General features: G+C 72.4%; 7 protein-coding genes and 1 tRNA gene. 5 read left to right on the forward strand and 3 right to left on the reverse strand.

The features are described from left to right. Positions 1–54: 54 nt before the first annotated feature. Positions 55–1119 carry an alpha/beta hydrolase gene (locus ACFOW4_RS00380; protein WP_377523381.1) on the forward strand — a complete coding sequence of 355 codons (1065 nt, stop codon included), beginning with the start codon at positions 55–57 and terminating at the stop codon, positions 1117–1119. A gap of 113 nt (positions 1120–1232) precedes the next feature. On the opposite strand, the gene ACFOW4_RS00385 is transcribed toward ACFOW4_RS00380, so the two are convergent. After that, on the reverse strand, positions 1233–1928 hold the full coding sequence (locus ACFOW4_RS00385) for a hypothetical protein (RefSeq protein ID WP_377523382.1): 696 nt from the start codon (positions 1926–1928) through the stop codon (positions 1233–1235). 159 nt (positions 1929–2087) lie between these two features. Here ACFOW4_RS00385 and ACFOW4_RS00390 point away from each other — a divergent pair. After that, a tRNA-Arg gene (locus ACFOW4_RS00390) sits at positions 2088–2160 on the forward strand. A gap of 83 nt (positions 2161–2243) precedes the next feature. Here the strand turns inward: ACFOW4_RS00390 and ACFOW4_RS00395 are convergent. Further along, a complete protein-coding gene (locus tag ACFOW4_RS00395; protein ID WP_377523384.1) occupies positions 2244–3185 on the reverse strand; it encodes a tyrosine-type recombinase/integrase in 942 nt (313 codons plus the stop codon). On the opposite strand from ACFOW4_RS00395, the gene ACFOW4_RS00400 reads away from it, so the two are divergent. Further along, a complete protein-coding gene (locus ACFOW4_RS00400) occupies positions 3075–3713 on the forward strand; it encodes a DUF5753 domain-containing protein (protein WP_377523385.1) in 639 nt (212 codons plus the stop codon). The two genes, ACFOW4_RS00395 and ACFOW4_RS00400, sit on opposite strands and share 111 nt — an antisense overlap. Here the strand turns inward: ACFOW4_RS00400 and ACFOW4_RS00405 are convergent. After that, on the reverse strand, positions 3710–3952 hold the full coding sequence (locus ACFOW4_RS00405) for a hypothetical protein (protein WP_377523387.1): 243 nt from the start codon (positions 3950–3952) through the stop codon (positions 3710–3712). The genes ACFOW4_RS00400 and ACFOW4_RS00405 overlap by 4 nt on opposite strands. Positions 3953–4042: 90 nt before the next feature. On the opposite strand from ACFOW4_RS00405, the gene ACFOW4_RS00410 reads away from it, so the two are divergent. Both ACFOW4_RS00410 and ACFOW4_RS00415 read left to right on the forward strand, forming a co-directional pair. Further along, entirely contained in the window at positions 4043–4564 is a 522-nt protein-coding gene (locus ACFOW4_RS00410) for a SigE family RNA polymerase sigma factor (RefSeq protein WP_377523388.1), read from the forward strand. Next, positions 4561–5814: a hypothetical protein gene (locus ACFOW4_RS00415; RefSeq protein ID WP_377523390.1), complete on the forward strand. Its 1254-nt coding sequence runs from the start codon at positions 4561–4563 to the stop codon at positions 5812–5814. The genes ACFOW4_RS00410 and ACFOW4_RS00415 overlap by 4 nt, the downstream gene beginning before the upstream one ends. Positions 5815–6279: the final 465 nt, after the last annotated feature.

Genomic DNA, 6279 nt, shown 5'->3' on the forward strand with positions numbered 1-6279 from the left:
CGGACGGCATTCGGGGGCTACCGCCGGGTAGCTTGCCGGCGTACCGTCGCCTTCGTGGAACCGGACGTGCTGGGGCCGCCGTACGAGCGGCAGACGATCGACCTGGGCACCGACGACGAGGGGCCGGTGGTCGCGACCCTAATCCGGCGGCGGGCCGAGCGCCCGACCGGGCGGGCGGTGCTCTACGTGCACGGCTTCGTCGACTACTTCTTCCAGACCCACCTGGCCGACTTCTTCGCCGAGCGTGGCTGGGACTTCTACGCCCTCGACCTGCGCAAGTACGGTCGCAGCCTGCTGCCGCACCAAACTGCGAACTTCTGCCGGGACATCAGCGACTACTTCCCGGAGCTGGACGCCGCCGCCGCGATCATCCGCGAGGACGACGGGCACGACACGCTGCTGGTGATGGGCCACTCCACCGGCGGTCTGATCATCTCGCTCTGGGCGGACGCCCGCCGCGACGCCGGCGTCGTCGACGGCCTGGTCCTCAACAGCCCCTTCTTCGACATCAACGCCCCCTGGGCGGTGCGGCGACCCCTCGCGGCCGCCGTCTCCCGGCTGGGCCGTCGGGCGCCGCAGCGCATCCTGCCGTTCGGGCTGGGCACGGTGTACGGCGAGAGCATCCACGCCGACCACCGCGGCGAGTGGAGCTACGACCTGGCCTGGAAGCCGCTCGCCGGGTTCCCGGTCCGGGCCGGCTGGCTGAACGCCATCCGCACCGGTCAGCGGCGGCTGCGCGCCGGGCTGGACATCCCGGTGCCGGTGCTGCTCGCCTGCTCCACCCGCTCCTTCCGGGGCACCCGGTGGCACGATTCGGCCGCCCTGGCCGACGCCGTGCTGGACGTCGAGCACATGGTCCGGTACGCGCCCCGCCTCGGCCGGCACGTCACTCTCGCCCGCTTCGACGGCGGGATGCACGACCTCACGCTCTCCGGTCCCGCCGTACGCAAGAAGGTCTTCGACGAGGTCGGCCGGTGGGCCGAGGCGTTCCTGGGCGCGGGCCCCACCGCCCCCGCCGACACCACCCCAACCGACGCCATCGCCGAGGCCACCCCGGCCGACACCCGCCCGCCGACCAGCCGCCGGCCCACCGACCCCGCCACCGCTCCGAGCACCTGACGCACCACCCACCCCGCACCGCGCACCGTGACCCGTCCGAGATCTTGGAGAGAAAGCGCCCCTAGAGGGGCAGTTTCCCTCCAAGATCTCGCTCGCGAACCGCCCCCGCGCCGTCAGGGGGCGGCGGGCGGTTCGAGTGCGGCGCGGATCCGGTCGAAGGTCGCCACCGGGTGCCCGCCCACGCCGGGCAGCACCAGGCCGAGGCAGTACAGCGCGAACTCGCCCTCGGCATCCACCCGCACCGCGAAGACCGGCGCCCCGACGTAGCCCGGAGGCAGTTCGGTGGTGATCCGTACCGTGTCGCCCTCCCGGACCACCCGCTCGATCGCGACCTCCAACGGGCGCGACCCGTCGTCGCGTACCCCGTGGGCCAGCACGAAGGCCGAGCCCGGCTCGGCGCCCAGGGCCGCGACCACCTCGGGCCCGGCGGCGATCCGGTCGGGCACCGGCTGCACCCGCCAGCGCCAGCCGCCGTCGGCGGCGTGCCGGTGCAGCCCGTCGCCGGGCAGGGCCGCACCACCGCCGGCGAGTTGCCGCCAGCCCGGCGCGAGGTCCTCATCGGCCACGGCGACCGGCGCGAGGTCCGCCGGCTCGGCGACGCTCGACCGCAGGCCGAGTTCACCCCCGGCGGTACGGGTCAGCGCACCGGCCGTCAGCAGGTACTCCCCCGGCGGCCCACCGTCGCCCCGGTAGAAGAAGGCGGTGCCGACTCCCGGCTCGCCCGACGACCGGTACGGCAGGATGGCCCGCCCCACGATCTGGCAGAGTTCGTAGGCGACGTCGTTCTCGGCTTCCGGATCGAGCAGCACCAGCCGAGGGTACGGGCCGCCGTCCGGCCGCCCCGCCGGAACCCGGATGCCGACCGACCCCCTTCCGTGCGACCCTGCCGAGGCCACGGCGACGCGGCCACCCTTTCCCCCGACTGTCGGCGGGGCGGCGGTACCCTCGTGGCGCGACACCCACGCCACGCGCCCGTAGCTCAGCGGATAGAGCAGGGGACTTCTAATCCCAAGGCCGCAGGTTCGAATCCTGCCGGGCGCACCCTTTCCACCGCAGGTCAGCGGCTTTCCGCTCCCGGTCGAGACGATCACCACGGCCTCCGTACAGCCATTCGTACAGCCAAGTCAGCCGAAGAGGTGCTTCGCGGCCTCGTTCACGGCGGCCCGCTCGATCTCGGGCAGGACGTGGGCGTAGGTGTTCATCGTCAGCCCGATCTGGCTGTGCCCGAGCACCTTCATCACCGTCCGGGGCGACGCACCGGAGACGAGCAGGAACGTCGCGCAGGCGTGCCGCAGGTCATGCAGCCGCAGCCAGTCGAGGCCGGCCGCCGCCCGAATCTTGTGCCACGTCCGGTCGATGTGGTCCGGATCCATCGGCGTACCGACCTTGGACGGGAAGACCAAGCCGTGATCCTGCCACCGCTCCCCCGCCACCAACCGGTCGGCGGCCTGCTGTCGACGGTGCGCGCGGAACAGGGCGAGGGTCTGCGCCGGCACCGGGACCGTCCGACGGGACCGCTCCGTCCTGGGCGCCACGAGCTGCAACCGGCCATCGGCCCGCTGGACGGTTTGCCGAACGGTCAGGGTGCCGGCGTCGAAGTCGATGTCCGACCAGGCGAGCCCGAGCAGTTCCCCGCGACGAAGCCCGACCGTCAGGGCACAGACGTACAGCGCTTCCAGGCGGTGCCCTCGCAGCGCATCGAGCAACCGCTTGGCCTCGTCCACGCCCAGGGCGCGACGCTCGACTTGCCTCATCGCAGGCGGCCGGACCGACTTGGCGGCGTTGCGGTGTACCAGTTCCTCCCGCTCCGCGTCACCGAGTGAGTTCCGGATCAGCCCGTGGATGTGCCGAACCGTCGTTGCCGAGAGACCGGAGTCTGTCTTCTCGGCGAGCAGCCGGCGGATGATGGTCGGCGTCAGCTTGTCGAGCGCCAGCCGGCCGAGCGCCGGGCGAACGTGGTTCTCGATGAGCTTCCGGTAGCGCTTGCCGTAGACCCACTTCCGCGACCGCTTGCCCTCGCCCCAGCCCACATCGAGCACCGCCGCGGCCAGGACAGCTACAACCAACTCGTCGCCGAGTCACGGCTGATCCGGCACTTCGAAACCGTATACGTACCCGGACTGCTCCAGACCGCCGACTACGCCCGCCGTGTCCTCACCGAGATGGTCGAGCTGCACAACCTCGACATCGCCGACGTGGACGCCGCCGTAGCCACCCGGATGCAGCGTCAGCAGCTGCTCTACGACACCACCAAGCGGTTCGAGTTCCTACTCGCCGAGCCCGTGCTGCGGTGGCTCCTGACCTCGCCCGAGGTCATGCGCGGCCAGCTCGACCGGCTGCCAACCGTCGTCGGTGTACCGAACATCCGCTTCGGCATCCTGCCTCTCGGCGTCCCGCTCGCCACCACCCCGCAGAACTCGTTCCAGATGTACGACGATGTCGCCATCGTGGAAACCTTCGTCGGCGAGACCACCTACCGTGACGACGAAGCCGCCACCTACACCAGGGCCATCGAGCGACTCTGGCAGGAAGCCGTCACCGGCGAAGGCGCCCGCCGACTGATCGTCCGCGCCGCCCAGGAGCTCCAAAGCTAGGCACGTCCCTGCGCTGGCCCGGTCCTTTCGTCGTCCGGGCACTGCTTCAGCACGGCCGGGGTACCGTCCGGCATCTCGACCGGCACGGCCAGCGAGGCGAACGCGTACCCGAACGGGGGTCCCACCACCCGCAGGTCCCACTGCACGACGCACTCCGCCAGCCGGTCCAGCAGCACCGCCCGCCAGGCCCGGCCCGCCGGGATCTGGTCGGTCCACCGAAGGCTCTCAGGGATCTCCATCCGGCCATCCTCGGGCCCTGTTCCATGATCGCGTACAACCGTTTCCGGCGCGGTGCCGTCTGGAATAGCGAACCCCACGGAGGTGGCCGGATGCCGGACGCATCGGACCAGGAATACATCGAGTACGTCACCGCCCGCTTGCCGGCGCTGCGGCGGCTCGCGTACGGACTCTGCGGCGACCGCGACCAGGCCGACGACCTGGTGCAGGAGACCGCCACCCGGCTCTACCTGCGCTGGGCCCGGATCGGCGAGGTCGAGCAGCTCGACGCGTACGTCCGCACGGTGCTGGTGCGGCACTTTCTGGACACCCGGCGGCGCGGCTGGTGGCGGGTGCACCTGTTCGGCGGTCCGCCCGATGTGCGGTCCACCGAGGACCGCGGCGTCGAGGAGCGGACCGTGCTGCGCGACGCCCTGGCCAAGGTGCCGCCCCGCCAACGGGCGGTGCTGGTGCTGCGTTTCCTGCACGACCTGCCGGTGGAGGAGGTGGCCCGGACGCTGGGCTGCTCGCCCGGCACGGTGAAGAGCCAGACCTCGCACGGCCTGGCGGCGATGCGACGGCTGCTCGGGGACCGCGAGATGGCCGGCCGGACCGGAGAGGAGCGGTGGGCATGAGGACCGATGACGAACACGTCGCCGACCGGCTGCGGTGGCTGGACGACGAGCCCGGCGGCCCACCCCGAGTCGACCTGCCGGGGGCGATCCGGGAGGCCCGCCGGCGCCGCCGCAACCGTCGGGTGGTGGCGGCCGGGGCCGTCGCGCTGGGTGTGCTGGCGGCGGCCGCGCTGCCGGCGGCGCTGGGCGGGAACGGGCGGGCTGCCCCCGCGCCGGCCGCGAGCCCCAGCCCGTCGATGCCGTCCCCGGAACCGCGGCCGACCGGCCCGTGGCAGGGGGTGTGCACGGCCGAGCTGCTGCCCGTGCCGGGCGATCCACACGGCGCGGTCACCGGCGGTGACCCGGACGGCCGGTGGCTGCTCGGCCGTCGGGCCCCGCAGGGGCAGGGCCAGATCGATTTCGGCCTGCTGGTCTGGGAGGGGGACCGGGTCCGGGAGGTCGAGCTGCCGGGCTCGATGCAGAAGTTGACGGATGTGAACCGGGCCGGCCTGGCGGTGGGTTCGTCGTTCGGGAACGGAAGCGAGTCGCGGGCGTGGGCGGTGCGCGACGGCGAGGTCATCGGCCTGCCCGTGGCGACGTCCGGGGGCGCGACGGCAGTCAACGACGCCGGCCGGATCGTCGGCTATCGCAATCTGGTTCCCGGGAAACCCTGGATCCAACGGCCGGTGGTCTGGGACTCGTACCGGAGCCAGCCGGTCGACCTGCCACTGCCCGGCCCGCAGTGGGAGGGCGCGGCCGTCGACATCGACGAGGACGGCACCATCCTGGCCGTGATGTCCGACGGGCACCCGGACAAGCCCACCCGCGCGGTGGTGTGGCGTTCGGGCGCCGCCCGGCCGGAGGTGCTGCCGTTGCCGCGGGTGCCCGGCGGGAAGGCCGACCGGTTCCTGCCCCTGTCGTTGGCCGGTGGCTGGGTGACCGGCACCGCCGAACGCGACACCAAAGTCGTCCCCCGGAACGGCATAACCAGGTACCCGGTGCGGATCAACCTGCGGACCGGGCAGACGGACGTCCTGAAGGGCGTGCTCTGGTCCGGGACTGGCAACGGTCGGGGCTGGCTGGCCGGTTCGGTCGCCGATGACGTACCCGGCGTGATCACCGACACGAGGTCGGTGAAGCTGCCCGTGCCGGACGGCTGGCGCGGCGAGCGGCAGGGCGGCGTAACCAGTTTCAGCGACGACGGCCGGGTGCTCGGCGGCCAGCTCGAGTCCGACGACCAGGTCCGGCCGGTGCGCTGGACCTGCCGGTGACCGGTCCGGGGGCGGTCCCGCACCGCCCCCGGACCGGAGCCAAGCGCGGCCGGCGGATGTCGCCGTACGCCCGGTAGAAGCCGTCCCGCCCGGACTCCCAGACCTCCGTGACCAGGTAGCGGCTGCTGTGGACAACGCCCTGATCATGACCGAATGTGCTACCACCCTCCACGGCCCGGCAGGGTTGTCGCCGCGGCATGTCGACCCGTCCGGCCGCCCGAGCCCGGCCTCCTTCGTCAGGTGACAGCGGGGTAGGTAGCCCGATCAGTCCGCGCAGGTTGGCCCGCCGTGCTCGGGACAGGGACCGGCGCATCCTCCTTCGTCGGATGGGGTGGTGTGGTGTTCGTGCCCGGCTTGGTCGACTCGGAGCGCTACCCGTGATCTGTTGCCGAATTGGCCTGTACTAGACGAGTAAGTCCTAACTCAGGACGGGGCTGCGGACGCAGCGAAGGGTGTTGATGATCC

Source organism: Micromonospora sp. GCM10011542 (genome assembly GCF_042650685.1).
In the GTDB taxonomy this organism is placed as follows: Bacteria; Actinomycetota; Actinomycetes; order Mycobacteriales; family Micromonosporaceae; genus Micromonospora.

Coding starts and splice junctions, on each gene's coding strand:
- ACFOW4_RS00405 (WP_377523387.1), bottom strand. CDS start 3,952: ATGGAGATCCCTGAGAGCCTTCGGTGGACCGACCAGATCCCGGCGGGC.
- ACFOW4_RS00410 (WP_377523388.1), top strand. CDS start 4,043: ATGCCGGACGCATCGGACCAGGAATACATCGAGTACGTCACCGCCCGC.
- ACFOW4_RS00415 (WP_377523390.1), top strand. CDS start 4,561: ATGAGGACCGATGACGAACACGTCGCCGACCGGCTGCGGTGGCTGGAC.